This window comes from Dyella terrae (assembly GCF_022394535.1).
GTDB lineage: Bacteria > Pseudomonadota > Gammaproteobacteria > Xanthomonadales > Rhodanobacteraceae > Dyella.
In genome coordinates, this window is sequence record NZ_CP089414.1 from 140,329 (window position 1) to 166,073 (window position 25,745).

Annotated in this window: 23 protein-coding genes and 2 tRNA genes; 21 read left to right on the plus strand and 4 right to left on the minus strand. The window is 62.8% G+C overall.

What is annotated here, in order from left to right:
* Nucleotides 1-83 precede the first annotated feature (83 nt).
* Both DYST_RS00615 and DYST_RS00620 read left to right on the plus strand, forming a co-directional pair.
* Complete coding sequence (locus DYST_RS00615) at nt 84-1,373, plus strand: NAD(P)/FAD-dependent oxidoreductase (RefSeq protein ID WP_239949262.1); 1,290 nt, start codon at nt 84-86, stop codon at nt 1,371-1,373.
* Nucleotides 1,370-1,726 (plus strand): tRNA-binding protein, encoded by a 357-nt coding sequence (locus DYST_RS00620; RefSeq protein WP_239949264.1) that lies wholly within the window; start codon nt 1,370-1,372, stop codon nt 1,724-1,726. Before DYST_RS00615 ends, DYST_RS00620 begins: the two co-directional genes overlap by 4 nt.
* On the opposite strand, the gene DYST_RS00625 is transcribed toward DYST_RS00620, so the two are convergent.
* Nucleotides 1,727-3,001, minus strand: a complete 1,275-nt coding sequence (locus DYST_RS00625) for an MFS transporter (protein WP_239949266.1) — start codon at nt 2,999-3,001, stop codon at nt 1,727-1,729.
* Between the two features lie 70 nt (nt 3,002-3,071).
* On the opposite strand from DYST_RS00625, the gene DYST_RS00630 reads away from it, so the two are divergent.
* Nucleotides 3,072-3,692, plus strand: a complete 621-nt coding sequence (locus tag DYST_RS00630) for a TetR/AcrR family transcriptional regulator (RefSeq protein ID WP_239949267.1) — start codon at nt 3,072-3,074, stop codon at nt 3,690-3,692.
* Between the two features lie 2 nt (nt 3,693-3,694).
* On the opposite strand, the gene DYST_RS00635 is transcribed toward DYST_RS00630, so the two are convergent.
* Both DYST_RS00635 and DYST_RS00640 read right to left on the minus strand, forming a co-directional pair.
* Nucleotides 3,695-4,642 carry an MBL fold metallo-hydrolase gene (locus DYST_RS00635; protein ID WP_239949269.1) on the minus strand — a complete coding sequence of 316 codons (948 nt, stop codon included), beginning with the start codon at nt 4,640-4,642 and terminating at the stop codon, nt 3,695-3,697.
* 106 nt (nt 4,643-4,748) lie between these two features.
* Entirely contained in the window at nt 4,749-5,450 is a 702-nt protein-coding gene (locus DYST_RS00640) for a pirin family protein (RefSeq protein WP_239949271.1), read from the minus strand.
* A 262-nt stretch (nt 5,451-5,712) separates the two neighbouring features.
* Here DYST_RS00640 and DYST_RS00645 point away from each other — a divergent pair.
* The 4 genes from DYST_RS00645 (at nt 5,713) to DYST_RS00660 (ending at nt 7,248) form a co-directional block, all read left to right on the plus strand.
* A tRNA-Gly gene (locus tag DYST_RS00645) sits at nt 5,713-5,788 on the plus strand.
* Between the two features lie 83 nt (nt 5,789-5,871).
* A tRNA-Cys gene (locus DYST_RS00650) sits at nt 5,872-5,945 on the plus strand.
* 145 nt (nt 5,946-6,090) lie between these two features.
* On the plus strand, nt 6,091-6,822 hold the full coding sequence (locus tag DYST_RS00655; RefSeq protein WP_239949273.1) for a helix-turn-helix domain-containing protein: 732 nt from the start codon (nt 6,091-6,093) through the stop codon (nt 6,820-6,822).
* 75 nt (nt 6,823-6,897) lie between these two features.
* Nucleotides 6,898-7,248: a VOC family protein gene (locus DYST_RS00660; protein WP_239949274.1), complete on the plus strand. Its 351-nt coding sequence runs from the start codon at nt 6,898-6,900 to the stop codon at nt 7,246-7,248.
* 741 nt (nt 7,249-7,989) lie between these two features.
* On the opposite strand, the gene DYST_RS00665 is transcribed toward DYST_RS00660, so the two are convergent.
* Nucleotides 7,990-9,237, minus strand: coding sequence for an NADH:flavin oxidoreductase/NADH oxidase family protein (locus DYST_RS00665; protein WP_239952028.1), 1,248 nt, complete (start codon nt 9,235-9,237; stop codon nt 7,990-7,992).
* Between the two features lie 71 nt (nt 9,238-9,308).
* Here DYST_RS00665 and DYST_RS00670 point away from each other — a divergent pair, with 71 nt between their 5' ends.
* The 14 genes from DYST_RS00670 (at nt 9,309) to DYST_RS00735 (ending at nt 25,745) form a co-directional block, all read left to right on the plus strand.
* Nucleotides 9,309-9,752: a MerR family transcriptional regulator gene (locus DYST_RS00670; protein WP_239949276.1), complete on the plus strand. Its 444-nt coding sequence runs from the start codon at nt 9,309-9,311 to the stop codon at nt 9,750-9,752.
* A gap of 62 nt (nt 9,753-9,814) precedes the next feature.
* Entirely contained in the window at nt 9,815-10,228 is a 414-nt protein-coding gene (locus tag DYST_RS00675; RefSeq protein ID WP_239949278.1) for a hypothetical protein, read from the plus strand.
* Nucleotides 10,229-10,297: 69 nt separating this feature from the next.
* Entirely contained in the window at nt 10,298-11,587 is a 1,290-nt protein-coding gene (locus DYST_RS00680) for a TolC family protein (protein WP_239949280.1), read from the plus strand.
* Complete coding sequence (locus tag DYST_RS00685) at nt 11,584-12,852, plus strand: efflux RND transporter periplasmic adaptor subunit (RefSeq protein ID WP_343214847.1); 1,269 nt, start codon at nt 11,584-11,586, stop codon at nt 12,850-12,852. Before DYST_RS00680 ends, DYST_RS00685 begins: the two co-directional genes overlap by 4 nt.
* Nucleotides 12,849-16,028: an efflux RND transporter permease subunit gene (locus tag DYST_RS00690; RefSeq protein WP_239949285.1), complete on the plus strand. Its 3,180-nt coding sequence runs from the start codon at nt 12,849-12,851 to the stop codon at nt 16,026-16,028. The genes DYST_RS00685 and DYST_RS00690 overlap by 4 nt, the downstream gene beginning before the upstream one ends.
* A 5-nt stretch (nt 16,029-16,033) precedes the next feature.
* Entirely contained in the window at nt 16,034-16,495 is a 462-nt protein-coding gene (locus tag DYST_RS00695; RefSeq protein WP_239949287.1) for a copper-binding protein, read from the plus strand.
* 30 nt (nt 16,496-16,525) lie between these two features.
* Entirely contained in the window at nt 16,526-17,281 is a 756-nt protein-coding gene (locus DYST_RS00700) for a secretin and TonB N-terminal domain-containing protein (RefSeq protein WP_239949289.1), read from the plus strand.
* 10 nt (nt 17,282-17,291) lie between these two features.
* Nucleotides 17,292-17,837, plus strand: coding sequence for an RNA polymerase sigma factor (locus DYST_RS00705; protein WP_102303637.1), 546 nt, complete (start codon nt 17,292-17,294; stop codon nt 17,835-17,837).
* A 4-nt stretch (nt 17,838-17,841) separates the two neighbouring features.
* Nucleotides 17,842-18,807: a FecR family protein gene (locus DYST_RS00710; protein WP_239949291.1), complete on the plus strand. Its 966-nt coding sequence runs from the start codon at nt 17,842-17,844 to the stop codon at nt 18,805-18,807.
* 588 nt (nt 18,808-19,395) lie between these two features.
* Nucleotides 19,396-20,961: a ShlB/FhaC/HecB family hemolysin secretion/activation protein gene (locus tag DYST_RS00715; RefSeq protein ID WP_239949293.1), complete on the plus strand. Its 1,566-nt coding sequence runs from the start codon at nt 19,396-19,398 to the stop codon at nt 20,959-20,961.
* Between the two features lie 60 nt (nt 20,962-21,021).
* Complete coding sequence (locus DYST_RS00720) at nt 21,022-22,812, plus strand: DUF2341 domain-containing protein (protein ID WP_239949302.1); 1,791 nt, start codon at nt 21,022-21,024, stop codon at nt 22,810-22,812.
* A gap of 11 nt (nt 22,813-22,823) precedes the next feature.
* Nucleotides 22,824-23,228 (plus strand): ExbD/TolR family protein, encoded by a 405-nt coding sequence (locus tag DYST_RS00725; RefSeq protein ID WP_102303633.1) that lies wholly within the window; start codon nt 22,824-22,826, stop codon nt 23,226-23,228.
* A 17-nt stretch (nt 23,229-23,245) separates the two neighbouring features.
* Nucleotides 23,246-23,920, plus strand: a complete 675-nt coding sequence (locus DYST_RS00730; RefSeq protein ID WP_239949304.1) for an energy transducer TonB — start codon at nt 23,246-23,248, stop codon at nt 23,918-23,920.
* Nucleotides 23,921-23,981: 61 nt separating this feature from the next.
* On the plus strand, nt 23,982-25,745 hold the full coding sequence (locus DYST_RS00735; protein ID WP_239949306.1) for a putative porin: 1,764 nt from the start codon (nt 23,982-23,984) through the stop codon (nt 25,743-25,745).

Sequence of the window (25,745 nt, forward strand, 5' to 3'; positions counted from 1 at the left end):
CCCTGCCAAGCGTCATGCCGGGGAAGGGCGGCACGGCTGCGTTATGCTTGATCGCCTGAACCGAGACAAGTAACGCCTAACGCATGACTTCGTCACCGGCAGTCTCCTACTACCGCGCCACGGCGACGCCGTACGCATCGTTTGCGCCGTTACAAGGCAAGGTGGACGCACGCGTCGCCATCGTCGGCGGCGGCTTCGCGGGCTTGCACACGGCGCTGGGTCTCGCCGAGCGTGGCGTGCGTGACGTGGTGCTGCTGGAGCGGGAGCGGGTTGGCTTCGGCGCGTCCGGGCGCAACGGCGGCTTCGTATTCGGAGGTTATTCGCTGGGCGAGCAATCCTTGCTCGATCAGCGCGGGCAGGATGCCGCCCGCGCGTTGTTTCGGCTGACGACTGATGCTGTCGCGCGTATCCGCGAACGCGTATCGCGCTATGAGATTCCCTGCGATCTGGTCGACCAAGGCATCATCTGGGCCAACTGGTTCCGCGACCCAGCGGTACTGCGCCAGCGGCAGGAGCTGCTGGAAAAGCACTATGGCGCAGCGTGGGAATGGCTGCCGCAGAACGAGCTTCGCGCGCGCGTCCATACGACACGCTACTACGACGGCCTCTACGAGCGTGACGCACTGCACCTTCATCCGCTGAACCTTGCCATTGGCCTCGCAGGCGCAGCGGCCGCTCAAGGCGCGAGCGTCCATGAGAACACCGATGTGTGGCAATTGCGTCGCGAGGGTTCGCGCTGGCGTATCGAAACCGCGCAGGGCTCGGTACATGCCGATCAAGTCGTGCTGGCGTGTGGTGGCTATCTCGCAGGTCTCAAGCGGCAGGTCGATCGAGCGATTCTGCCTATCGCCACGTATGTGATGGTGACGGAGCCGCTGGGCGATCGCCTCAACGATGCACTGGAAACACGAGCGGCCGTCTACGACTCGCGCTTCGCATTCGACTACTACCGCCCGTTGCCCGATACCCGTTTGCTCTGGGGTGGGCGAATCTCCGTGCGCGATCGCTCGCCGCGCGCAGTACAGCGCCTGCTGATGCAGGATCTGCTGCGTGTGTTTCCACAGTTGAAAGGTGTGCGCGTTGATTACGCGTGGTCGGGCCTGATGAGCTACGCCCGACACCAGATGCCGCAGATCGGTAGCAGCGGCGATGGCCTTTGGTGGGCGCAGGCGTTTGGCGGGCACGGCCTTGCTCCCACGTGCGCAGCAGGTGATCTGTTGGCATCTGCTCTCGCGGAGGGTGATGACCGTTGGAAGCAGTTCGCGCCGTATGGACTGGATCGCACCTATCGCCCGTTTGGTTACCTGGGCGCACAGACCAGTTATTGGTGGCAGCAGGGCAAGGACTGGTTCAAGACACGATTGGAAGGATGAGCAGGATGGAAGCGAAGTCGCAGGAAGAAATCAGCTGGGCTGATTTCGAGAAAGCGTTGATCGTGGCCGGCACCGTCACGCGCGCGGAGCCGTTTCCCGAAGCGCGCAAACCCGCATGGAAAGTATGGGCAGATTTCGGGCCTTACGGCGAGAAGAAGACGAGTGCGCAGATCGTGCAGCTGTATCGCGCCGAAGATCTGGTCGGTCGCCAGATCGTGGGTGTGATCAATTTCCCTGAGAAGCAGGTGGGGCCGTTCCGTTCCCAATTCCTGCTGACCGGCTTTCCAACCGACGACGGCGTGGTACTCACCGCCGTCGAACGGCCCGTTCCCAACGGTACTCGTCTGGCCTGATCAACCGGCTTGCAACGCCGGTTGCAGATGGGAGCGGCGATTGATCATCAGCGCCAATCCCGCTGCGATCAGGCCGGTGACGCCAGCGACCACGAAGGGCTGCAGATAGTCGCCATTCTGCGTGCGCAAGGCGCCGGCGAAGAACGCGGCACTCGCCGCGCCGATCTGATGGCCGGCCGCCACCCAGCCGAACACCACAGGTGCATCGCGATCGCCAAAGGCTTCGGTGGCGAGACGCAGCGTGGGCGGCACCGTGGCGATCCAGTCGAGGCCGTAGAACATGCCGAACAACGACAGGCTAGCGAACGAGAAATCGGAGTAGGGCAGCCAGATCAGCGACAGGCCGCGCAGTGCGTAATACACGAAAAGCAGCTTGCGCGGGTCATAGCGGTCGGTAAGCCAGCCAGAGAGAGTGGTGCCGACGAGGTCGAACGCGCCCATCATGGCGAGCAGGCCTGCCGCGCGCACTTCCGGAATGCCGTGGTCGCCGCACATCGCGATGAAGTGCGTGCCGATCAAGCCATTGGTGGTGAAGCCACAAATGAAGAACGTGGCGAACAGGAACCAGAACGTGCGTTGCTTCGACGCAGTTGCCAGCGTGCCCAAGGCGATGGACAACAGGTTGCCACGCGGTGCGGCGTCGGCTTCGTCCTCCGTCGCGCCATACGGGCGCAGGCCGATGTCGGACGGGCGCTCCGGCAGCAGCCACCACGCCAACGGAATCAGCAAGGCACAGCCCGCCGCAACGGTCCACACCACCGGGCGCCAGCCACCGTGCTCGGCGATGGCGGCCAACGCGGGCAGAAAAGCCAGGGTGCCAGTAGCCGTGCTCGCCGTGAGCAGGCCCATCATCAGGCCACGGTGCGTCACGAACCAGCGGTTCACTACGGTTGCGCCGAGCACAATGGCCACACAACCCGAGCCAATGCCGGAGAACACGCCCCAACTCAGCATCAGGTGCCAGGGTTGGGTCATCCATGCGCTGGCCGAAATGGACAAGGTCATCAGCACCAGCGCGCTAATCAGGGTGCGACGCACGCCCACCGCCTGCATCAGCGCTGCGGCAAACGGGCCGACCATGCCGTACAAGAAGATGCCCAGCGCGGCGGAGAGGGAGATAGTGTCCCGGCTCCACCCGAAGGCCTTGCCCAGGGGCAGGATGAGCACGCCGGGCGCGGCGCGGACGCCAGCGGCGGCAAGCAGGGCCAGGAAGATCACGCCGGCGACGACGAAGGCGTACTTCTGGCCGAAAGGGCGGGTGCGCTGTATAGTCATGTTACCGGTCGGTACGTGGAGTTGCCGAATCGTACGTACCGATCGGTAACATTGTCAACAGCCGTGTGCCATGTCGATCAAAGATTTCCCATTTGAGCCCGCCGAACCTGCTGCGGAAAGCAAACCCAAGGCCGCCGAGCGCATACGCCGCACGGCCCGTGAGTTGTTCTACCGCGAGGGTATCCGCGCCATCGGCGTGGAGGAAATCGTTACAAAGGCCGGCGTCACCAAACCAAGCCTCTACCGCAGCTACGCCTCCAAGGACGATCTCGCCGCGGAGTACCTGCGTGACTACGAAGTGGCGTTCTGGAAGGTGTTCGAAGCGGGGGCCGAGACGCATCCGGATGACGCGCGCGGGCAACTCATGTCCTACATCGAGGGACTAGCCCATCGCGCCACGCAATCGGGTTACCGCGGCTGCGGGCTTACCAACGCAGTGGTGGAATATCCCGGTGACGACCATCCGGCCCGCAAGGTCGCCGAAGAGCACAAACACAAGTTTCGCGAGCGCCTCATCGAGTTGTCGACGGCGATGGGGGCAAGGGAGCCGGAGGTCCTCGCGGACGGCCTGCTGCTGTTGCTCGAAGGTACCTACGCCTCGGGGCAGATGTTCGGGTCGCATGGACCCGCGGAGTCCCTTGTCAAAATTGCCAATCAGCTGATTGACGCGTCAGTGCGCTGGAGGCAGTGACATCAGTCGGTCGATTTCTTCTGACTGTCCAGCCACACGCCCAGGCCTTGCGCATTGAGCTCCACATCCATGCCCAGCAGAACGAGCAGGGACTCACGGTCGCCCGTCCAACCATGGGCCTGCGCGCGCGACAGATAGAGGTCGGTCAACGCGGCCTTCATCGCCTCGTGTCGTTGCGCTGTATCCAGTGCTTGCGCTTGCGCTGCGATGGCGATGGACACCATGGCATCGATCTGCGCGTGCAGATCGCCGGCCAGCTTCTCGACGTTTTCGATGCGGTCGAAATGGGTGATGTACATCGCCGAAGGGTTCAGGCCAACCAGGCGTCGGATCGACGCATGCAATGTATCCGGGTCGAACTGCACCGGTGTCGTCGTCGGCAGAATGAAGGGGCCGTTCGCCGTATCGAGCTCGCGATACGAGAGACCGAACGTATCGCCGGTAAAGCACACGTTCGCTCGCTGGTCGTACACGCTCAGGTGATGTCGCGCGTGTCCCGGTGTGTCGAGGCAGAGCAACGGCCGTCCGGCGAGCGAAACCACGTGGCCATCCGGTGCTTCGGCGACTCGTTCGGCGGGAATGGGGCGCAGCCGTCCATACGTGGCTTCCATCACTTCCTCGCCGTAGACCGCCGAGGCCCCCGCCCATAGCTGGCTGGGATCGATCATGTGTCGTGCGCCGCGCGGGTGCACTACCAGGCGCGCGTTGGGCAGTTGTGCGATCAGTTGCCCCGCACCGCCAGCGTGATCGAGATGGACGTGCGTGAGAATCAGCCAATCGACATCGGCGGGCACGAGCCCTGCATCGTCGAGCGCCTTGAGCATGCGAGGCACGCTATGGTTGGTGCCGCAATCGATAAAGGCGGCATGGCCGGCTTCGACAAGCAAGTAAGCCGCATCGAATCGCGGACGAACGAAGCCGGTATCGATAGTGTGAATGCCGTGATTCATCGCCAACCTCGCGCAGGAGTATCACGCGAGGTTAGCAAGGTCGCCCCGATGGTTCACTCCCACCTTGGTCGGAAGGGAGGCAGACGTTGTCGCCTGCCGCTCTATCTCACGGCGCGCTGTCGACCAGCACCAGTTCCGAGTCTTCGAGTGCCGTCACGGTCAGCTTCGTTTCATGGCGAATCGCCGCGCCGTCACGTGTATCGAGCGTTACGCCATTCACGTCGAGCTTGCCCTTGGCAGGCACCAGGTACGCATAGCGACTGCCGTCTAGCTCATACACCGCCGTCTCACCAGCCTTCAGCGTCGCGCCGAGCACGCGGGCATCGGTGCGCAGGGGCAGGGCGTCGGTGTCTTCCTTGAAGCCACTGGCCAGCGTCACGAATCGCCCCGAGCGGTCGCCCATCGGAAACGGCTTGGTGCCCCACGACGGCGGCTTGCCGTGATCATCGGGCATGATCCAGATCTGGAAGATCTGCGTATTGCTGTTTTCGAGGTTGTACTCAGCATGCGTGATGCCCGTGCCAGCACTCATCACCTGCACATCGCCCGCGACCGTACGGCCCTTGTTGCCAAGGCTGTCCTGGTGCGTGATCGCACCTTCGCGAACGTAGGTGATGATTTCCATGTCCGCATGGGGGTGAGGCGGGAAGCCCGTCTGCGGCGCGATGGTGTCGTCGTTCCACACGCGCAGTGCACCCCAGCCCATGCGGCCCTGGTCGTTATAGCTGGCAAACGAGAAGTGATGCTTGGCATTGAGCCAGCCGTGGTTGGCTCCACCCAGACTGTTGAAAGGTCGACGGTCGATCATGCGGCACTCCTTGATGATGGGACGCGCTGGTAAAGCGCCTGACATTCAAGATAAGTCGGAAAGGCGCAGATACCAGACCGCACAAATCGGACGGACTGTTGCTCATGGGAGACGCCTGCGCGTGGTTGCAGATGAAGGCTGCCATTCCGAACGTCCTCGGAACGCGATGCCCCGACACCCGGCCGCATCTCGGGGAAGGTGAAAAAAGTCTTCCCAAGGTCTTCACAAATGCCATGGTTCTGCTATTATTTCTGACTCCGATGCGGGAATAGCTCAGTTGGTAGAGCACGACCTTGCCAAGGTCGGGGTCGCGAGTTCGAGTCTCGTTTCCCGCTCCAGTTTTCTGCAAAACCTCGGTATTCCGGGGTTTTGTGTTTTCAACGGATAGTAATCGTGTTTCAGGTTACGATTCGGATGTAATGGCCTGGTGGCAGAGTGGTCATGCAGCGGCCTGCAAAGCCGCGTACGCCGGTTCGATTCCGACCCAGGCCTCCATTACATCAACGACTTAGGCGCCCTTGGGCGCCTTTTTTGTGCGCGGAAATGCGGTGGAGCAGGTCCTTTATTAAGTCAGGGTCCCGGTTTTGTGTGCTCCAGCCCCGTGCAATAAGCTCTCGGTGTCTACCCACGCCGATTCGTGATGATTCCGCCCTCTGTTTCCCGCTATACCGAGATGGCTACACCCATCGCTTTGCGTGAGCGTGTGCAATGCACGTGGCAGTTCCATCAGGGCAATCTCGATACCCATCCCACACAAGTACTACCGGATGGATGCGTCGATTTCATTTGGAATGGAAGTAGCCTTTTCGTGGCCGGACCAGACAGCCGTGCGGCCATAGCGACGCTGGCGCCTGGCAGCACTCTTACGGGCGTGCGCCTGGCTCACGGCACGGCTGCGGGACTGTTGGGGCTGCCTCTTCATCACATCGCTGATCAACGCGTGCTGCTATCGGACATCTGGGGAAGCCGCCATAGCGGGGACTGGGAACTTCAGCTCCATGAAGCGATGGACCCAGCGGAGGTATTGCATGCCTTGTGCCTCAGTCGTGAGCTGACTGCAGACCGTCAAATGCAGTGGATTTTTTCCATGCTGCAAAGCCCCTCGGCACCACGAGTTTCAGCGCTGGCCGCCGCTCTCAACATGACCGAGCGATCATTGCGGCGTCGGTGCCAGCAAGCTGTTGGTTATGGTCCGAAGACACTGGAGCGCATCTTGCGGCTCCAGCGATTTCTGAAGTTGGCCCCGCAACATGCCACGCTTACCTCCGCGGCATTGGAGGCCGGCTATGGCGATGCGCCTCATCTGGTTCGCGATAGCCAGCTGTTGACTGGCCTGACCCCACGCGAGCTTGTGGCGCGTCACGTTCGTTGATATGTCCGTTTTCGCCAAGCCAGCAGCCATAGCGCCACGCAACAATGACGCCTCCACTATTTTTGTGAGGGCGCCATGTCTCGTACCGACCAGCATCACCGAATTGACTACATCGAATTTGCCGTAGCCTCGATCGAGGCGGCAAAGCGTTTTTATGGTCGTGCGTTCAATTGGACATTTCAGGACTACGGTCCTGATTACTGCGAGTTCCGCGATGGTCGACTCACGGGTGGTTTCTACCATGGGACTCCGCAACCGGGCGGAGCACTCGTCGTGCTGTACTCGAACGATCTCGATGTGACCAGGGCTGGTATTGAGGCCGCTGGCGGTCGCATCGTTCGTCCGATCTTCGATTTTCCCGGCGGCCGACGCTTTCACTTTGTTGATAACGATGGCTATGAGTTGGCCGTCTGGTCTGAGGTTTGAGCAGAATAGATCGTGCGTTGGGCTTGGTAATCGTGGCCAGGTGATGTTCGGGCGTCTCTTTCAGGCGGCAGCGAGAGTCGGCTGATCCGGCTTCTTGACGCGTCTGTAACATCAAGCACGAATCTCGCGCAAAGAATGACGCCGGCTTTGCGCATGCGAGCCGGAATGACTTTGCTATGAGCAACGCTCAGTTAGTTTTAAAGCGGAACCGTCACGGGAAGCTGGGTCTCGGGAGAGACGAGTACTCCGTGTTGAGCCTGGCCTCGATGTTGACGATCCATGTGTAGTATTCGACATTGAGGCCATAGCGTTCTTCGGCGATGACATCGCAGCAGAGTCGCCATCCTGGCCCAATATCTGCTGCCAGAGCATCGAGCTCGGATCGGATTCGATTTTGAGCGTCGATGACTCGCGCTCTTACCTGTTTGGTGTCCACGCTTCCCCCTTGGTTCACGGCAGCCATTGACTGCCGTACAAGCCCGCGACATGCCCCTCGCATGCTGCTGGCATTGCCTGAGACGTTTTCACGGGGCAAAACGGAAATGGCTCGCAAAGTCTTCGCATCTGCTGACCGCCGAGGCGGATGGCTTTTTTCGCTGTGATGCCGTGAGTGCGCGTTGCCACTGAAACATGGAATGTAGAAGAAAAGGGCTCGCGTCGCCGCAAGCCCCCTATCACTGGTAAAGATGGCGGGGTTCGAATCAACGGTTCCGCGAGTGTCCGATGGCTAGTCGGCAGCACTCATTTCTTGGCCGTCGAATACGCCCGACGCCAGGTCACATAGCGTTTCGTCAGTGCGCGCGTTTTGATCCGGTCGAGCAACAGACTCGTGCTGGGCCACAGGCCCGCCGAGGGTGCTCGCCCCGCGCCCATGCGATGAAGCTGGCGGCGAACCGTGGCCATCGTGGCGACGCTGGCGAACGCTTTGTTCTTCCAACCGACAACGACCGGCGCTACGGCGGTTTCGGCAGTTTGCCAGCGCTTGGGCAGATCGGGTTGGTAGGCGAGGGCGGTGCCTATGCCGACCAGGCTCATGCCGCCGGCCAGTACGTTCTCCGCGATCTCGCGTCGACGAATGCCGCCTGTTGTCATGAGCGGCATGCGCGCGACCTTCGCGAGCTCGGATGCGAACTCCAGAAAATAAGCTTCGCGAGCCAGCGTGCGTCCGTCGGCAGTTCGACCCTGCATGGCGGGGCTTTCATAGCTGCCGCCCGAGAGTTCGAGCAGATCCATACCTTCATGGTTGAGCAGTTCGACCACCGCGACGGCGTCCGCCTCGCTGAAGCCGCCGCGCTGGAAGTCGGCGCTGTTGAGTTTGACCGAGACAGCAAACGACGGCGCTGCCGCCTTGACCGCGCGAACTACCTCGATGAGCAATCGAGCGCGCTGTTCCAGCGACCCGCCAAAATCGTCCGTGCGTTGATTGGTCAGCGGCGACAGGAACTGAGAGAGCAGATAGCCGTGGGCCGCATGGATCTGCACGCCATCAAATCCCGCCTGTTGTGCAGCACGTGCCGTGGCGGCGAACCGACGAATGATTTCTTTGATCTCTTCGCTCGTCAGCGCTTTGACCGGCGCAAACAAGGCGCCAAGCTTGCCCATCTGCAAAGGCACTTCTGAGGGTGCATACCCTGGGTTTCCCAAGTTCGCATAGGTCTGGCGACCGGGATGGTTGATCTGCATCCAGATCCTTGCGCCGCCAGCGTGGGCCGCATCCGCCCACGCCTTGTAAGGCGCCAGCGGGGTGGTGTCATCAAGCACGAGCCCGCCCGCTCCCGTCAGCGCATCGGGTGCAACCATCACATTGCCCGTGATGAGAAGCGCTGCGCCACCTTGGGCCCATCGGCGGTACAGCGTATGTGTTGGCTTGCCGGGAAGCTGTCCGGGTTCGGCCAGGCCTTCCTCCATCGCGGCCTTAGCGATTCGGTTCTTTAGCGTCTGGCCGCCAGGGAGGGTCAATGACTCGAAGAGGGGGTGTTGACGTGACATGGGCGAGGGAGCTGGAAGTGGCGATGCCGGCAGTCTAAGATTCAAGTTGACTTGAAGGTCAAGGGTTATGTATGCGCATCGGTGAACTGGCAAAACAGACGGGCATGAGTACCTCTGCCATCCGCTACTACGAAGACAGTGGCCTGCTGCCAGCCGGCAAGCGAGGTCTCAACCAGTACCGCGACTACGACCAGCAAGCGGTCGAACGACTTCAATTCATCCAGCTTGCTCAGCGCCTGGGGTTCTCGCTAGACGCGTTGCGCAGCCTCTTTGATAGATCTGAGGATGAGTTGCCGCACGAGCAAATCCTGGCGGGGTTGGAGAGACGCTTGACCGAGATCACCCAGCTTCGCGCCGAACTGGCGGAGCAGGAGCGCGAACTGCGCCGGTTGGCGCAAGCGTGCAGGGAAAGCTGGGCACGCGGGGAGTGTGTTGAAACGTCAAGCCTTGGCGCCGGCCAGGGAAGCAAGCGCGCGCCGCTCAAGCGCAAACCTTCGGCCTCGCTCGCTCGTTGATGCCCGTCGAAACGGGCAGCGCTTGACTGGACCTAAGTCCAGATGCGCTACCATGCGCCGCCATGCGCTTCCGCTATCGCCTCAGCCGTCGTCGTCGCCTCCTTTGGGTGGGGATGGTGGTGTTCTGCCTGCTGTTCCAGCAGTTGGCGATGGCTGCTTACGTGTGCACCTTGCCCTCGGCTCCCGCCACGCATGAGCTCGCGATGAGTGATTGTGAGGCCATGGGGATGGGCGCATCCCATCACGCGTCAGCACAGCATTCCGTGGATCCACGTTGCACTGAGCACTGTGCCAGTCACGTACCTGCCACGCCGGATGCCAAGGTTCCCGCGGTGCCGCCGCTGCTGTTGCCGCCTGATTTCGCCGCCATGGCGAAGGCGGTCGTTCGTGCGCCAGTCTGGACGCACTTGCCGGATACCCGTCTCTTTCCCCCGGAATCGCCGCCCTCGCTGCGGTTCTGCACGCTGTTGATTTAAGCCCCGATCGCGCTTTGAACGGTGGCCGTGCGCATGCGCGGCCGTGGTTGTGTGCGATCGGAGTTCATCATGTCCATCCTTTCATACGGCGTGCGCGCGATAGTCGCGCGTCGCTGGCGTTGGCTGCCGTGGGTAGTCAGCGCGCTCATCGTTTCACCCGCTTGGGCGGTATCACCTGCGTTGACGCTGGACCAAGCACAGCAACAGGCGCTTTCACATGCGCCACAGATCGAGGCGCGACAAGCGCGGACGACTGCAGCGCGGGAAGAATCGGCGCGTGCCGGTGCCTTGCCGGATCCACAATTGACCGTGGGCATCGACAATCTGGCCGTCCAAGGGCCGGGTGCCTTCACGGCCGGCGGCGACAGCATGACCATGCGCACGGTCGGCATCACGCAGACCTTGCCGTCGGCAAGCAAGCGTGGCGCTGAGCGTGCTTTCGCTTCGGCGAATGTCCAACTCGCCTCGGCGGCGGAAACCACCTCGACGCTCGCCATTCGGCAACAGGTAGCGGATGCGTGGGTCACCGCGTGGGGCGCCCATCACGAACAGATGATGCTGTACGCCTTGAAGACCGCCTGGGCGCAAGACATCGCCATGGCAGAAGCTCATCTGCGCAGCGGTACCGGCAGCGCTGCGGATGTTCTAGCAGCGCGCATGGAAGCCCTCGATCTGGCCAATCGGATTGACACAGCTGCCGCCGACGAAGCACAGGCACGCGCGCGGCTCATGCGTTGGCTCGGCCAGCCGGTCGATCAACCGCTAGGCGATGCGCCGGATTTTGGCGTCCTGCCTGTCGATGAAGCCGCGCTACTGGCGCAACTCGATCGCCAGGGAGCACTGCTGGAATGGCCGGCGCGAGAGAGCGCCGCAGAAGCGGCCCTGGACGAAGCGAAGGCGGAGAAACACCCGCAATGGTCGGTCGGCATGAGCTATGGCTCGCGCGTGCGTGGCCTTTCCGACATGGTGTCGCTGCAAGTGGGTGTCAGCCTGCCGCTGTTTACTCGCAACAGACAGGATCGCGGCATCTCCGCTCGCGCGGCAGATCTCGATGCCGTGCAAGCCGAGCATGAGGATGCACGTCGCGAGCAGGCCGGTGCGATACAGGCGGCCTGGGCGCAATGGCAGGCATTGGGGCAGCAGGTGCGTCGCCATCGCGATGTGCTGTTGCCGCTGGCCGAGGATCGCTCCGCACTCGCGTTGACTGCTTATCGTGGCGGTGGCGATATCCAGCCGCTGCTGCAAGCGCGACGCGACGAGCTGTCCCATCACGCCGACTACGCCCGTATGCAGGCTGATTACGGCCGCGCCTGGGCGTCCCTTGCTTATCTACTGCCGACCCAAGGAGACGCGCCATGAAGCGCCGGCTCATTCCTATCTTTTGCGCCATTGGCCTGCTCACCGCCGTTGCCGTTGGCTACGGATGGGGCCATCGCTCCACCGCAACGTCCGCTGCAAGCAACGGCACAATGGCCGCTTCTACGCCATCCCAGCCCGTGGCGTATTGGTACGACCCCATGGTGCCGGATCAGCACTTCGATAAACCGGGCTTGTCGCCGATGGGCATGCAGATGGTGCCCAAGTACACAGGCGCCAACGACACATCGGGAAGTGTGCGGATTGATCCTGCGACCGTGCAGAACCTGGGCGTTCGCGTGGCCCCCGTGCAACGCCAGGTGCTGGAAGGGGAGATTCAAGCACCCGGCACCGTGACATGGGATTTGCGCGAGGCCATCACCGTCAGTGCAAGGGCGGACGGCGTAATCACACGGCTGCACGTTCGCGCGCCGTACATAACCGTCGCCGCCGGTGAGCCACTCGCTGATCTGCTGGCGCCGTCATGGAGCAGTGCGCTCGCCGAGTCGGACGCATTACGGCACACGCAATCGCCGGATGCACAAGCATTGCGCGGCGCTGCGCAACAGCGCTTGCAGGTGCTCGGCCTCACCTCATCCGATCTCAGCGGTGCACGCTCGGTTGATGGTGGTGTGACGTTGCGCGCACCGCAGGCCGGCGTGATCACCTCGCTCGATGTCCGCGAGGGACAGCGTGTAACGGCAGGGCAAACGCTGATGACCCTCAACGGCCTGACTTCCGTGTGGATCGAAGCGGCGGTGCCTCAGGCACTCGCTGGACGATTATCGTCGGGCACACCAGTAACGGTCAGCACGGATGCGCTTCCAGGGCAGTGTGCAACGGGTACCGTCGAAACCTTGTTGCCGGATCTGGATCCCACCACACGCACACAGCGCGCGCGCATCGCACTCGCCAACACCACGGGTCATCTCGTTCCTGGGCAATTCGTCCGGGTCGCCTTCACACCCATGTCGAACGCACCTGTACTCGTGATTCCCACCGAGGCGCTGATTGCTACCGGTGATCACCCACGCGTGATGGTGGCGCTTGGCGATGGGCGCTTCCGTCCGGTGATGGTGCAGACCGGGCGCGCCGCCGGGGGCTACACGGAGATCGTGGCCGGCCTGCATGAAGGTGAGCGGGTGGTCGCATCAGGTCAGTTCCTGATCGACTCGGAGGCCAGTCTTTCAGGCGCGCTGGAGCGCCTTGGCGCCGATGACGCCGCTCCGGCTGCAGCGAGCAGCGCATCCATGGGAGGTGATCAATGATCGCCCGCCTGATTCGCGCATCGATGGCACATCGTGCACTGGTTCTTCTCGCTGCGCTGGTGCTGGCCGCCATCGGCTTGTTCGCCGTGCTTCACACGCCGATCGATGCCTTGCCCGATCTCTCCGACACGCAGGTCATCATCCGCACCAACTGGCAGGGACAGTCGCCGCAGGTCGTCGAGGATCAGATTACCTATCCATTGGCGACGACCATGCTGTCGGTGCCGGGTGCCACGGCCGTGCGCGCTTACTCCTTCTTTGGGGATTCCTACGTCTACGTCTTGTTCGACGAACACACGGACCTCTACTGGGCGCGTTCGCGCGTGCTGGAGTACCTGAGCCAGGTACGCGATCGCTTACCCGCTGGCGTCAATCCAGCCTTGGGGCCCGACGCTACGGGCCTTGGATGGATCTACGAGTACGCCCTGGTGGATCGCACTGGCCAACACGACCTTGGGCAACTGCGCGCGCTGCAGGACTGGTTCCTGCGCTATCAACTCAAGACCGTGCCGGACGTTGCGGAAGTCGCAAGCCTGGGTGGCATGGAACGGGCGTGGCAGATCGTTCCCGATCCGCAGGCGCTGGCTGCACGGCGGCTGACGGTTTCATCGCTGGTCGAGGCCGTGCAGGCTGCGAATGGTGCGGGTGGCGGTTCGGTGATCGAACAGGGTGAGGCCGAACTCATGGTGCGCAGCGAGGGCTATCTGCACACCCAGAATGACTTCGAGCATGTACCGCTGGGCGCGAGTCAGGACGGTGTGCCCATCCTGCTGCGTGACGTAGCTACTGTGCGTCGCGGCCCCACGTTCCGTCGCGGCGTGGCCGAACTCGATGGCCAGGGCGAAGTCGCTGGCGGCGTCATCGTATTGCGCTCCGGCAAGAACGCACGCGCCGCGATCGCCGCGGTCAAGACTCGACTGGCCGAACTGCAGCACAGCCTGCCGCCCGGCGTGAGCATCATTCCCACCTACGATCGCGCGCAGCTGATAGATGCTGCCGTCGATAACCTCTGGGGCAAGCTAGCGGAAGAGTTCCTGGTCGTTGCGGTGGTGTGTGCACTGTTCCTTGGACATTTACGGTCGGCGCTGGTCGCGGTGATCACCTTGCCTCTCGGTGTGTTGGCCGCCTTCATCGTGATGCATCTTCAAGGCGTGTCCGCCAACCTGATGTCCCTGGGTGGCATTGCGATTGCGATTGGCGCGATGGTGGATGCCGCGGTGGTGATGATCGAGAACGCACATAAGCATCTCGAACAATGGAGTCACGCGCACGATGGCGAAGAGCCGAGCGGCGCCACACGTTGGGCGTTGATGACCGAGGCCGCCGTTGAGGTGGGGCCGGCACTCTTTGTCAGCTTGCTCATCATCGCGTTGTCATTCGTACCGGTGTTTGCACTGGAAGCGCAGGAAGGCCGGCTATTCAAACCCCTTGCGTTCACCAAGACCTACGCCATGGCAGCAGCAGCGGGTCTGGCGGTGACGTTGGTGCCCGTGCTGATGGGGTATCTGATACGAGGCCGCATCCGCTCCGAGCAGGCCAATCCGCTCAACCGTGCGTTGATCGCGCTCTATCGTCCGGTTCTGAACGCCGTGCTTCGCTATCCAAAAACGGTTCTGCTGCTCTCCGCTGCATTGCTGCTCAGCGCGGCATGGCCACTGAGCCGGTTGAGCAGTGAATTCATGCCGACCATGGACGAAGGCACGCTGCTCTACATGCCAACAGCCTTGCCGGGGCTTTCCTCGGGCAAGGCTGCGCAGTTGTTGCAGCTGACCGACCGGATGATCAAGACCGTGCCCGAGGTCGATCACGTGTTCGGTAAGGCAGGGCGCGCTGAAACCGCGACAGATCCCGCACCGCTGGAGATGTTCGAAACCACGATCACCTTCAAGCCCAAGGATCAGTGGCGCCCTGGCATGACGATGGCCAAGCTCAAGGAAGAGTTGGACCGCGCAGTGAAAGTGCCCGGCCTGACCAACCTGTTCGTGCCGCCCATCCGCAATCGCATCGACATGCTTGCCACGGGCATCAAGAGCCCCATCGGCATCAAGGTGCTGGGCCCTGATCCGCGAACCTTGCAGCGCGTGGCAGATCAGGTCGAAGCGGTGGCGCGACAGGTGCCGGGCGTCGGCTCGGCCATTGCCGAGCGCGCAGCGGCCGGGCGCTATGTGGACGTGCGTGTGCGCCGAGACGAAGCCGCACGCTACGGCCTGACACAGCAGGCCGTGCAAGCGGTGATCGCGACCGCTGTCGGCGGTGACGCCATTGGCGAGTCGATCGAAGGACGCGAGCGCTATCCGATTTTGGTGCGCTATCCGCGGGAGGCTCGCGACTCCGTTGCTGCCTTGACGACGTTGCCGATCGTAGCGCCGGGTGGCGCCCAGTTGACGCTCGGACAGATCGCCGACATCGCGGTGACTGCCGGTCCATCGATGCTCAAAAGTGAAAATGGCCAGCTCGCCACCTACGTGTACATCGACACGGCAGGGCGAGACCTCAGTGCCGTCGTACACGATCTCCAACAGGCCGTAGCACGCAACGTGGCGTTGCCGCCGGGCGTTACGCTGGCTTGGTCGGGGCAGTTTGAATACCTCGCACGCGCCATGAGTCGATTGGCTTACGTGATCCCCGCTGCGTTGCTGATCATCTTCGGGTTGATCTATGCCGTCTTCCGACGCGTCAGCGAGGCGGTGCTGATCATGATCAGTGTGCCACTGGCGCTGGTCGGTGGCTTATGGCTGATCCTGGTGCTTGGGCACGCCATCTCTGTCGCCACCGTGATTGGCTTCATCGCGCTCGGTGGCGTGGCTGCGGAGTTCGGCGTGGTGATGTTGTTGTACTTGCGCCACGCCTGGGATCAGCGCGTGAGCGCAAACCCTCAGGCTGACATCACCGACTTGCACGACGCCATTCGTGAGGGCGCGGTGCAACGCGTGCGCCCCAAGGCCATGACGGTGGCGGTGATCCTGGCAGGTTTGTTTCCCATTCTTCTGGGCCATGGCGCCGGCTCGGAAGTCATGCAGCGCATCGCCGCCCCTATGGTGGGCGGCATGCTCACGGCGCCGCTGTTGTCCATGTTGGTCATCCCCGCGGCCTTTCTCCTGATGGCGCAGCGACGTCTGCGCCACACCTCGGTCGCATCCTCCATTCCCGTCACTCAAAGGAATCTTCACGTATGAAAGCCATGTTTCTCGCCGCCGCCATGGCGACCGCACTGACCGCCACTCCCTCCATCGTGTTCGCACAAGACAGCATGGCGGCCATGCCGGGTATGTCGCATGCGACACCACCGACCGACGGTCAGGGCCAGGGTGTAGTGAAAGCTATCGATACGTCCAAGGGCACTGTCACCTTGCAGCATGAAGCGATCACGGCCATTCATTGGCCGGCGATGACCATGGCTTTCAATGTGGCGACACCAGCCATGCTTCAGTCGGTCAAGGTGGGCGACAAGGTGCGCTTCACCGTGCATCCGGCGGGCATGGATAGCACGGTCACTTCGATGCAATCGATCCCGCAACCCAAGCACGTCGGGCCGCTTAGGCGGCCCGACGGTTGTCTTGTCATGAAACGGAAAACTTGCTTGTCATATTCACGCAGGACTAACGCGCGCGTTGACAGGCATCGCGTTATTCAACTGACATAAGTTACCGTTACCTTCTTTCGGGATGTTCGCGTGACGGCGTTCGACGCAGGGACCAGTCATCCGGTCTTGGGGAAGTACTTCATGTCGCACGCCTGGTGGGCGCTCGTGTTGTCGGGTTGGCTTTGTTGGGGGACGAGCCATGCAGGTGGGTTGCAGTCAACGATCGACATGGCTTCAGGCGCTTCGGCAGGCCTCTATCGATTCGACATCGGCCCGCAGCCATTGAGCGCGGCCGTGAAAGCATTCAGTGACACAACCGGGCAATCGCTGCTTGTGGACGAGCGACTGCTGGTCGGGAAAATGTCGCCCGGCGTACGTGGCGAGTTCACCACGGAGGATGCCTTGCGACGATTGTTGGCGGGCACCGGCCTGCGCGAACGCTATGCGTCCGACAAGGCGTTTACGCTCGAATCGTTCGACAGCGCAAATGAAAGAGGCACGAACGAGCATAGTTCGCCAGACGAGAGTGATACCGCATGGGAAGTCTATGGCGCGTCGTTGCAGGCTTCATTGGAACAGGAATTGTGCCGGGTGCCGGACGCTAAGCCCGGTGGCTACCGGCTTGCATTGCAGGTGTGGGTTGATGAAGAGGGCAGGGTGAATCGCGTGCGATTGCTTGGCAGCACCGGACTGCAGGCGCGGGATGCCGCGATCAGCCAGGCGCTGGAGGGTATCCGGGTAGCGCCGCCGCCGTCTGGACTCGGTCAGCCCATGACCTTGCTGCTGTTGCCCACGGGGAAGTCGCATGCATTGCATTGCGACACGCCCGTGGCCGCGCGCGGCTGAGGACAGCCGGATGGAAACGCCGACGCTGTCGTTGCTTGGTCTATTCATGGAGTGGCAGCCCGAGCTGCGCCGTCGCCTACGTCGCCGGTTGGGTTCGGACGAACTCGTTAATGATGTTCTGCAGGAGACCTATCTGCGCGTAGAGCGGATGAGCGACGACTCCGTCGTGTCGCATAACCCAGCAGGTTATCTGTTCCGCATGGCGCTGAACGTTGCTGCCGACCAGCGGCAGGCCGAGTCGCGGTACCTGACCGGCGAGGAGGTCGAAGACCTGCTGCACTTCGCTGACGACTCGCTGGACCCCGCGCGCATCGTCCATGCCCGGCTTGAGGTGGCCGCGCTGGAGCGCGCCATGGGGGAGCTTACGGCGCGACAGCGCGACATCCTCATTGCCGCCCGGGTCGATGACCTGCCGCAGCAGGAAATCGCCGACCGTTTCCGCATTTCCGTCCGCATGGTGGGCAAGGAATTGAGGCGGGCGCTTGAACATTGTGGACGGCGTCTCGATCGGCGTGTGGTTCAGCGGTTCGGTCCCGGCGCCGGAAAAGAGTCTTAAGGGTATGACGTCACGTTCTTCCAGCCTGGGCCACGACTCCACGCTTCGCCGCGAGGCGCGCGATTGGGTGCTCCTGCTGACCTCGGGGCGGGCCACTACGGACGATGCCGCCGGGTTCAAACACTGGTGCACCCTGAGTACCGAGCATGCGCAGGCATTCGCGGAAACACGCCTGATGTGGGACAACCTGGGCACCGCAGCGCGCAACCTGCGCCAGCGAGAGCAGGTCCCGGCGTCCCGGCGCATGACGCGGCGTGCCTTCCTAGGTGGGGCTGTGGCGGCGTCGGCAGCGTTGCTGGTGGCGCAGTCGCCCCTGCATCTGTGGCCCAGCCTTCCGGACGCCATGGCCGATTACCGCACGGCCACCGGCGAGCAGCGCCAGGTCGAGCTGACGTCTGGCGTCGTCGTGGAAATGAACACGCAGACCGCCATGAACGTGCGTACGTCCGCCGGGCGTGTCGTGGGTATCGAGTTGTTGACAGGGGAAATCCAGCTGCAGGTGTCCAGTGCGCTGGCAGGCAGCTTCGACGTACATGCTTTGCAGGGAGGCATCCACGTGGCCTCGGGCGCGCTCTGTAACGTGCGCTGCCTTGATGGCCGGGTGCAAGTTACCGGCCTGGACGGAAACGTCCGCGTGGAATACCAAGGAAGGTCCGAGCTGTTGGGACGCGCCCAGCAGACCGCGTATGGAAGCCATAGTCTGGCGCCCGTGGCGCCCGCCGACACAGACGCGGCGGTGGCCTGGCGGCGTCGCGTACTAGTGTTCGACAACCGCCCGCTCTCGGAAGTGATCGCAGAGATCAACCGCTATCGACCCGGCCGTATCATCCTGACCAACGATGTATTGGCGGCACGCAAGGTGCACGCGCAGGTATCGCTCAACCAGCTAGGCGACGTCGCGTCGCTCATCCACCAGGCCTTTGGCGCGTCGGTGCGTTCCTTGCCCGGCGGCATTGTGCTGGTGAGCTGACTCCCCACCTCCTTCTATTCGCTGGATCGTTGCATGCGCGGGGCAGAACGCGTCGCTGCTGCGTCGCGTTTCCGCGCGTGACGGTGGAAATGACAGATTCGTGTCCGAAGGGGCGAAAACCGGCTGAAACAGTCGCTGGCATGAATTTTTCGTGACTTAGTTCAGTCCCGCATGCGGTCCTCCGTCTTTCTGGGCAAGGACGAATGCTCAGGGCTGGGATGCCCACTTTCTCTTCCGCCCGGGCCACGCCGGGGCGGTCATATTGGCGAGAGGAAAGGGCGGGCTCACGGGCCCGCCCCGGGGAAGGCTTTGCGTGATGGAAACGAACGACGTCCGGCCGTTTGGAAGGCCATTTTCACGTATGGAGAACGACCTCGTTCCTCGCCACAGTGCGGCGGTTCATGCCGTGGCGCGTGCCTTCACCCGCTCTAATGTGACAGCCGACGCGAATCGGACATGCCTTTGTCGCCTTTCGGTTAGAAATGCAGGCCTACCCTCTCGGTTCGCGCTCGCGCGAAACACGCCGCGAGCGAACAGGGGGCGGGTGTGCGTATGAGCGGCAAGGGAATGGCCTGGCGGAGTTGGTCGTTGAAACCGTTGGCTCTGGCGCTGCTGTGCGCCTGTGGCGCGGCGCAGGCACAGCAGGGCGAGACAGCGACGACACAGGCGCCTGCGCGCTTCGACGTTAACGAGTACCTGGTGCGTGGCAATCATCTCCTTGACTCGCTGGAGATTGAGACGGCCGTCGAGCCCTATCTGGGCCCGGGCCGGAGCCTGGACGACGTGCACGCGGCGCGTGACGCCCTGCAAAAGGTCTATCAGGCCAAGGGCTACCAGTCGGTGGTGGTGGAGTTGCCGCCTCAACAAGTGAAGGACGGCGTGCTTCTCCTCCAGGTGGTGGAGAACAGCATCGGCCGCGTGCGCGTGGAGGGGGCGAAGTACCACTCGCCCGAGGCGATCCGCGACGCAGTGCCAGCGCTGGCGGAAGGCAGCGTACCCAATTTCACCCAGGCCCAGGCGCAGCTTGCTCAGGTCAATGCGCAGCCAGGGCAGCAGGTGGTGCCAGTGCTCAAGCCCGGCGCACTGCCGCAGACCATGGACGTGACGCTCAAGGTCAACGACACCTATCCGCTGCACGCCAGCGTGGAAGTGAACAACGACCACAGCGCCGACACACCCGAGCTGCGCACCATCGCCAACGTCCGTTACGACAATCTGTGGCAGGCGGGTCACTCGATCTCCGCGACGTACATCGTCGCGCCGCAGGATCGCCATGCGGCCGAGGTGTATGCGCTCTCTTACCTCGCACCGCTCAACACTGACTGGTCGCTGGTGGGGTCGGGCTACAAGTCCAACAGCAACGCCAACACGCTGGGTGGCACCACGGTACTCGGCAAGGGCAACTCCGAAACACTGCAAGCCTCGCGCAGCCTGCCTTTGCTGGGCTCCTACAGCCAGTCGTTGTCGTTCGGCATCAGCCACAAGCATTTCGACCAGAACATCACGCTGGGCGAGCAGACGTCCAAGGTGCCGATCACTTACTACCCGCTCATGGTGTCCTACGCCGGGCAGCGCAGCGGCGATCGTTCCAACCTGTCCTTCACGCTGGCCGGCAATCTGGGCCTGAGCGGGCTGGGCAGCTCGCGTACGGAGTTCGACAACCTTCGCTACAAGGGCAAGGACAACTACATCTACGTGCGCTCCGATGTCAGCTACACGCATCTGCTCGGCGGTGATTTCTCGCTGGCGGTGCGCGGCAGCCTGCAGCTCTCCGATTCGCCGTTGATCTCCAGCGAGCAGTTCGCCGCCGGTGGCGCCAGCAGCGTGCGCGGCTATCTGTCGGCGGAGGAAACGGGCGACAACGGCGGCGTGGCGTCGGTGGAACTGCGCAGCCCGTCACTGGCCGACATGGTGGGCCACTTCGTCGATGACTGGCGTTTCCACCTGTTTCTCGATGGCGGGCGCGTCCTGCTGATCGATCCGCTGCCCGAGCAGCAAAGCCGCTTCAACCTGCTCAGCACCGGCGTGGGTACGCGATTCAGCCTGTTCCGCACGATGAGCGGCGAAATCGAATTCGCCTATCCGCTGCATGACGGCGTGCGTACGCGTGCACACGACGGGCAGGTGCTCTTCAGCGTGAAGGCCAACCTGTGAGGGACATGGCCATGACCCGCTCATTACACGGATTTCCGACGCCTCAGGGGTAGAACTACGATGCGTTACCTGATCTTTGCATGCCTGCTATGCCTTTCGTGGGCGGCGCGTCCTGCCCTGGCCGCTGATGTTGCCTGGTGGAACGACGACTGGACCTACCGCAAGGCCATCACCATCGACACGACGCCCAAGGGCGCCGCCATGACGCCCGCCACGGGGCGCGTGCCGCTGCTGGTCCGCCTGCACTCCGGCAACTTCCAGTTCGACGGCGTGGCGAAGAACGGCGCGGACCTGCGCTTCATCGCTGCCGATGGCAAGACACCGCTGAACTACGAAGTGGAGACCTTCGATCCCGTCATGGGCGTTGGCCAGATCTGGGTGGATACCACCGATCTGCCGACCAGTGGGCAGCAGACCATCTGGATGTACTACGGCAACGGCAAGGCACCGGTGCAGAGCAGCGGTGCGGCGACGTTCGATGCCGACTACACGCTGGTGTATCACTTCGATGAGGCCGCCGGCGCGCCGCCAAAGGATGCGACGGCTTACGCGAACCACGCGCAGAAGGGCACCGTGCGTACCGTCGACGGCGGCATCGTTGGCCGAGCCGCGCGCTTCGACGGCAGCGCGCCGATCGAGCTGCCTGCGAGCACGTCGCTCAACGTGACGGACGGCGGCAACTTCACTTTCAGCGCATGGATCAAGCTGGACGCATTGCCGACGGTACCGACGGCGATCTACGCGCGTCGTCAGGAAGGCCGCGCTCTGGTCATCGGCCTGGACGGCGGCGCCCCCTATGTCGAAGTCGACGGCGCCCAACCGCAGCGGACGTCGGCCGGCGAGCCATTGAAGGCCGGTCAGTGGACGCATCTTGCGGTGACGGGTGAGTCGGGTCATGTCCGTCTTTACGTCGATGGCCGACCGTATGCCGATATGTCGGCGTCGCTGCCGGCGCTGAGTTCAGTGGCTACGCTGGGCGGTGATGCCGCGGGCGCATCCGCACTCGGCAATTTTTCAGGCGAGATGGACGAGCTACGCCTGTCGCGCGTGGCCCGCCCCGCGGCACTGATCGCTATGGATACGACCGCTCAAGGTGCGGAATCGCGCCTGCTGCAGTATGGCGAAGACGAGAAGAAGTCGGGCTTTGGCTTCGGTTACTTCGGCATCATCGTGAAGTCGGTGACGGCCGACGCGTGGGTGGTTATCGGCATCCTGCTGGTGATGGCGTTGGTCTCCTGGGTAGTGATGTGGAACAAGGCCCGCTACGTCAGCGGCGTCACCAACGCCAATGATCGGTTCCTTGACCGTTTCCGCACGCTGGGCAGCGATCTGCTCGGCATGTCCGACGAGCGGAACCACGCGCTCGACTTCGCGGATTCCTCGCTGTATCGCCTGTACGAGATCGGCAAGAAGGAAGTGTGGCGCCGTCGCGACAGCCATGGTCGCCTGGTGATCGCGAGTGAGTCGATCGAGGCGATTCGCGCCGTCATGGATTCCACCCTGGTGCGCGAGAACCAGAAGCTTTCGCGCTCCATGGTGATACTGACCATTGCGATCTCGGGCGGCCCGTTCCTTGGCCTGCTCGGCACCGTGGTGGGCGTGATGATCACCTTCGCTGCCATCGCTGCAGCGGGCGACGTCAACGTCAATGCCATCGCGCCCGGCATCGCCGCCGCGTTGCTCGCCACCGTGGCCGGCCTGTTCGTCGCGATTCCCGCGCTGTTTGGCTACAACTACCTGTTGACGCGCAACAAGGCGGTGACGGCGAACATGCAGGTGTTCGTGGATGAGTTTGTCACGCGTCTCGCCGAGCTTCATCGGGACATCGACCAGACCACGGTCACTGCCTGAGGAGAATGGCCATGCAGGTCCAAGACGACGAAAAACCGTACGACGACATCAACATCACGCCCATGCTCGACCTGGCGTACGTGCTGCTGGTGATCTTCATCATCATGACCACGGCCTCCGTGCAGGGCGTGAAGGTGAACCTGCCCAAGGCCAGCGCTTCGGTGAGTTTGGCCAAGCCGCAGACCAAGGCGATCACGGTTTCCGACAGCGGGCAGATCTTCCTGGACGCTTTTCCCGTGACCTTGGGTGAGCTGGAGCAGCGCCTGCGCACGCAGAAGGCGATCACGCCAGACTTTCCGGTGATCGTGAAGGGCGACTCCAACGTGCAGTACCAGAAGGTGGTCGACATCCTCGATCTGCTGCGGCGTTTGGATCTGTCGCAGGTGGGTCTGGTCACCGGCAAGCAGCAAAGCTGACGGTGCGAGGACCATCCATGAACGCACCGGCACCAAGTAAGGGCGGATGGAAGCGCTGGCGCGGGCGTCTCGTCGTCGCGGCGGTCGTGATCGTCGCCGGACTGTTGCTGTGGAACTTTGCGGGGCATCAAGTCGGCGTGCGGCGCTCAGCGCCGCGCATCGCCACCATCACGCCCTTGCCGCCACCGCCACCACCGCCGAAAGAAAAGCCACCCGAACCGAAGAAGGTCGAAGAGGTTAAGCAGGAAATACCCAAACCCAACGAGCCGATGAAGCCGGTCGATGCCCCCAAGCAAGCGCCCGATCTGGCCAAGCAGGTGTCCATCAATGGCCCGGCGCAGGCGGGCAACGACTCGTTCAACATTGGTGCCGGCGATGGCGGCGGCATGGTCGGCAGCGGCGGCGGCAATGGCGTTGGCGGTGCTTCGTACGAGCAATACCTTGGCTACGCGTTGCAGCAGGCGATTGAGCGTGACGACCGCACGCGCCGGCTTGCGTTCGAGGTCAAGGCCAGCTTGTGGATCGAACCGGATGGCCGCGTGTCACGCGTGGAACTGGTAACGCCCAGCGGCTCGTCCAACACCGATCAGGCGCTGATCAGCGTGCTGCAAGGCCTGCACATCGACACGCCACCACCTACCACTTTGCATATGCCTGTGCGCGCGGCCATCCGTGGGCGGCGACCAGCATGAATACCCAGCCTTTGTTCTTCCCTTGCTTGCCGCACGGCAACACCACGCATTGGAGAAAGTCATGAGTTCCAGGAATGCCCTCAGCGCGGGCGCGCGCCTTACGCGCCGTGCACTGTGCGCCAGTATCGCCGTGCTATTGGCGGCCACCGCGCTTCCGACGCTGGCGCAGGATGCCGCGCCGTCGCCCAACGCCACCATCAACCTGATTCGCTTGATGGTGAAGAAGGGCCTGATTTCGCAGGCCGATGCCGATGGCCTGATTACCCAGGCGAACACCGAGGCGACGCAGGCACAGCGAGCAGCGGCCACCGCCCAGGCAGCAAGGCCGCCGGCGGATGGCGCGCAGCCGGGCGACGTACGCGTGGCCTATGTGCCGCAAAGCGTGCGCAACGAGATCCGCGATCAAGTGAAGCAGGAAGTGATCGCGCAGGCCAAGACCGAGCACTGGGCCGAACCGAACGCGCTACCGGAATGGCTGGATCGCATCAGCTGGTCGGGCGACATCCGCGTGCGCAACGAGTGGTGGCTCTATAGCCGCAACAACTCGCCGTACTTCATCGATTACGCGACGCTTAATCGCAACGGTCCGTTCGACGTCAATCAGATTTCCCAGGGCGTCAATCCGCCGATTCTCAACTCGCAGCAGAATCGCCTGAACATCCTGGATATGCAGGCCCATCTGGCGATGACCGCGAAGGTAGCCGATACGGTGACGGCAGGTGTGCGCATCGGCACGGGTAACGACAACAACCCGGTATCCACTACGCAGGCGTTGGGTGGCGGCCTCGTCAAGAAGGAGATCTGGCTGGACCGCGCGTGGATTCAGTGGCAGCCGTATAGCTGGGGCTCGCTGACCTTTGGTCGTATGGCGGATCCGTTCTTCGTCACCGACCTGATCTACTCGCCGGAACTCAACTTCGACGGCATCGCCGGCAAGTTCAAGGTGCCGTTCAACAGCGACTTTGAAGGGTTTGCCACGGCCGGCATGTTCCCGATCCAGTACACGGGCAACAACTCGCCCGCGCAGGGCTTTGGCTACGACAAGAACCAGAGTAACAGCCGCTGGCTTTCCGCCGCGCAGCTGGGTCTGACCTGGCATATCGATGAGGACATGAAGTGGAGTACGGCGTTGGCGTACTACTTCTTCGACGGTATGCGCGGCAAGCTATCGGCGCCGTGCCCGATCTACACCGGCGTCGATTACTGCAGCACCGACGACGATGCACCGTCGTACATGCTCAAGGGCAACACCCTGTTCCTGCTGCGCGACATCGTGCCGGATCCGTCCTCGCCGAGTAACTATGCGCAGCCGCAGTTCGTTGGCCTGTCGTACGACTATCACTTGGCCAACGTCACCTCCACGTTCGATTTCAAGATCGGCGAGACGCCGGCCCGCATCCAGGCTGACTACGTGCGCAACATGGCGTATCACGCCAAGGACGCGCTGACGCGCTACGCCAATGGGCTTGGCACGCCGGTGAATAACTACGAAAGCAGCACCTCGGCCACGGAATCCGGCCCGTACAAGAGTGGCCCGGTGGGCTGGTTGGTGCGCGGCATCCTGGGCAATCCCAACCCGATGGCCGCGAACGAGTGGAATGTCACCTTCGGCTACAAGTACCTGCAGCCCGACGCCGCGCTCGACGGCCTCACCGACGTGAACTTCCATCTTGGCGGCACCAATGCCAAGGGCTTCATCTTCACGGCGGACTATGGCATCGCCACGCGCACCTGGTTGTCGGCCCGTTACTTCAACGCCAAGCAAGTGTTCGGGCCGCCGCTGTCGATCGACGTCGTGCAGCTCGAGATCAACACCAAGTTCTGA

What these genes read in the sequence shown, in the direction of transcription:
- DYST_RS00710 (WP_239949291.1), top strand. Translation starts at nt 17,842, where the DNA reads ATGACGTCACGTTCTTCCAGCCTGGGCCACGACTCCACGCTTCGCCGC.
- DYST_RS00655 (WP_239949273.1), top strand. Translation starts at nt 6,091, where the DNA reads ATGATTCCGCCCTCTGTTTCCCGCTATACCGAGATGGCTACACCCATC.
- DYST_RS00640 (WP_239949271.1), bottom strand. Translation starts at nt 5,450, where the DNA reads ATGATCGACCGTCGACCTTTCAACAGTCTGGGTGGAGCCAACCACGGC.
- DYST_RS00620 (WP_239949264.1), top strand. Translation starts at nt 1,370, where the DNA reads ATGAGCAGGATGGAAGCGAAGTCGCAGGAAGAAATCAGCTGGGCTGAT.
- DYST_RS00725 (WP_102303633.1), top strand. Translation starts at nt 22,824, where the DNA reads ATGCAGGTCCAAGACGACGAAAAACCGTACGACGACATCAACATCACG.
- DYST_RS00630 (WP_239949267.1), top strand. Translation starts at nt 3,072, where the DNA reads ATGTCGATCAAAGATTTCCCATTTGAGCCCGCCGAACCTGCTGCGGAA.
- DYST_RS00695 (WP_239949287.1), top strand. Translation starts at nt 16,034, where the DNA reads ATGTTTCTCGCCGCCGCCATGGCGACCGCACTGACCGCCACTCCCTCC.
- DYST_RS00635 (WP_239949269.1), bottom strand. Translation starts at nt 4,642, where the DNA reads ATGAATCACGGCATTCACACTATCGATACCGGCTTCGTTCGTCCGCGA.
- DYST_RS00735 (WP_239949306.1), top strand. Translation starts at nt 23,982, where the DNA reads ATGAGTTCCAGGAATGCCCTCAGCGCGGGCGCGCGCCTTACGCGCCGT.
- DYST_RS00660 (WP_239949274.1), top strand. Translation starts at nt 6,898, where the DNA reads ATGTCTCGTACCGACCAGCATCACCGAATTGACTACATCGAATTTGCC.
- DYST_RS00675 (WP_239949278.1), top strand. Translation starts at nt 9,815, where the DNA reads ATGCGCTTCCGCTATCGCCTCAGCCGTCGTCGTCGCCTCCTTTGGGTG.
- DYST_RS00690 (WP_239949285.1), top strand. Translation starts at nt 12,849, where the DNA reads ATGATCGCCCGCCTGATTCGCGCATCGATGGCACATCGTGCACTGGTT.
- DYST_RS00730 (WP_239949304.1), top strand. Translation starts at nt 23,246, where the DNA reads ATGAACGCACCGGCACCAAGTAAGGGCGGATGGAAGCGCTGGCGCGGG.
- DYST_RS00705 (WP_102303637.1), top strand. Translation starts at nt 17,292, where the DNA reads ATGGAAACGCCGACGCTGTCGTTGCTTGGTCTATTCATGGAGTGGCAG.
- DYST_RS00625 (WP_239949266.1), bottom strand. Translation starts at nt 3,001, where the DNA reads ATGACTATACAGCGCACCCGCCCTTTCGGCCAGAAGTACGCCTTCGTC.
- DYST_RS00680 (WP_239949280.1), top strand. Translation starts at nt 10,298, where the DNA reads ATGTCCATCCTTTCATACGGCGTGCGCGCGATAGTCGCGCGTCGCTGG.
- DYST_RS00665 (WP_239952028.1), bottom strand. Translation starts at nt 9,237, where the DNA reads ATGTCACGTCAACACCCCCTCTTCGAGTCATTGACCCTCCCTGGCGGC.
- DYST_RS00670 (WP_239949276.1), top strand. Translation starts at nt 9,309, where the DNA reads ATGCGCATCGGTGAACTGGCAAAACAGACGGGCATGAGTACCTCTGCC.
- DYST_RS00685 (WP_343214847.1), top strand. Translation starts at nt 11,584, where the DNA reads ATGAAGCGCCGGCTCATTCCTATCTTTTGCGCCATTGGCCTGCTCACC.
- DYST_RS00720 (WP_239949302.1), top strand. Translation starts at nt 21,022, where the DNA reads ATGCGTTACCTGATCTTTGCATGCCTGCTATGCCTTTCGTGGGCGGCG.
- DYST_RS00615 (WP_239949262.1), top strand. Translation starts at nt 84, where the DNA reads ATGACTTCGTCACCGGCAGTCTCCTACTACCGCGCCACGGCGACGCCG.